The organism is Janthinobacterium sp., assembly GCF_009923995.1.
Taxonomy (GTDB): domain Bacteria; phylum Pseudomonadota; class Gammaproteobacteria; order Burkholderiales; family Burkholderiaceae_D; genus Janthinobacterium.
In genome coordinates this window covers 1-1500 of sequence record NZ_RFSK01000144.1, presented here as the reverse complement: position 1 = coordinate 1500, position 1500 = coordinate 1, and the positions used below count along the sequence as shown (strand labels likewise).

Below are 1500 nucleotides of genomic sequence, written 5' to 3'. Positions count from 1 at the left end.
GAGCCCCCGCTTCTATGTGCGCACCACGGCAGATGGCCACCGCATTCAGTTCGGGGTGAGTGTGCAGGCCTGGCATGACCGCCCCCGCTTCATCGGCTGGGTCACGCTGTTCAGCCTGTTGGTGCTCACCACGCTGGCTTATGTGCGAGTACGCCGCATGCTGCGCCCGTTGGACGACATCCGCGCTGGCGCCCTGCGTTTTGGCGCGGGCGACTTTGCACAGGCTATTCCCGTGCGCCGCTCTCACCACCCGGACGAGCTGGGTGAGCTGGCCGCCACCATCAACACCATGGGCGCGGACATCCACCAGATGCTAGAGGCCAAGCGTACCCTGCTGCTGGCCATCAGCCACGAGCTGCGCAGCCCGCTCACCCGAGCCCGGCTGAATACCGAGCTGCTGCCTGAAACGGCCGACGTGCAGCCCGGTCGCGATGCACTTCTGCGCGATCTGGCCCTCATGCGCGACCTGGTCACCGACTTGCTGGAAAGCGAGCGCCTGGCCAGTCCGCATGCCGCGCTCCACCGCGAGGCGGTAGACGTGCGCGCATTGGTGGAAGACGTGGTCTGCGAGCTGCAAACCGCCCACTCCGCGGAAACTGATGCCGGCCCTGCCATCGACATGCATGTGCCCCCCGCCTTGCCCCGTCTGCAGCTGGACCCGACCCGCATCCGCCTGCTGGTGCGCAACCTGCTGGACAACGCCTTGCGCCACAGCGCGGGCGCATCCGCGGCACCACAAATCACCGTGCATTGGACGGACGGGCAGTTGTCGATCACGGTGCGCGATTTCGGCACTGGTGTGGAGGAAAACCAGCTCCCCAACCTCGGTCAGCCCTTCTTCCGGCCTGATGCCGCCCGCACCCGCGAAGGCGGCGGCGTGGGGCTGGGCCTGTACCTGTGCCGCCTGGTGGCGCAGGCGCATGGCGGCAGCTTCGCGGTGCGCAATGCCCAGCCGGGCTTGGCGATTGAAATCGCCTTGCCAGCCGCTACAGTGTGAGCTGCAGCGCTTTTTGCCCTGGCGCTTTCATGAGTTCACTATGTTTTTGATAGCTGCTCGCGCATATTCCGCGGGCGCTGGAGCCTGATTTGACTACCAAAAACCTCGTATTGCTCCCCGGCCTGATGTGCGACGCCGCTGTCTGGGCGCCGCAGGTGCAGGCCTTGTCCGCCACCCACCACTGCATGGTGATGGACTGGGGCCTGACCGACTCGCTCACCGCCATGGCGCAGCAGGTGCTGGAGGCGGCCCCCGCCACTTTTGCCCTGGCCGGCCACAGCATGGGCGGGCGCGTGGCCCTGGAGGTGATGCGCCTCGCCCCCGAGCGGGTAGAGCGCCTGGCCTTGCTGGACACCGGCGTGCACCCCTTGGCCGAAGGCGAAGCCGGCGCCAAAGAAAAAGCCGGCCGCCTGGCCCTGCTGTCGCACGCACAGCGCGCCGGCATGCGGGCCATGGGCGCCATGTGGGCGCGCCCCATGGTGCACCCCGCCGTGGTGGGCGGC

The 1500-nt window shown here is 67.9% G+C and carries 2 protein-coding genes; both read left to right on the top strand.

Annotated features, from left to right (window positions below):
- On the top strand, positions 1–997 hold a 997-nt coding region (locus tag EBS11_RS28275), incomplete at its 5' end, for a HAMP domain-containing sensor histidine kinase (RefSeq protein ID WP_290608853.1).
- Between the two features lie 89 nt (positions 998–1086).
- Positions 1087–1500 (top strand): alpha/beta hydrolase (locus tag EBS11_RS28270; RefSeq protein WP_290608851.1); only part of this gene is annotated, 414 nt, incomplete at its 3' end.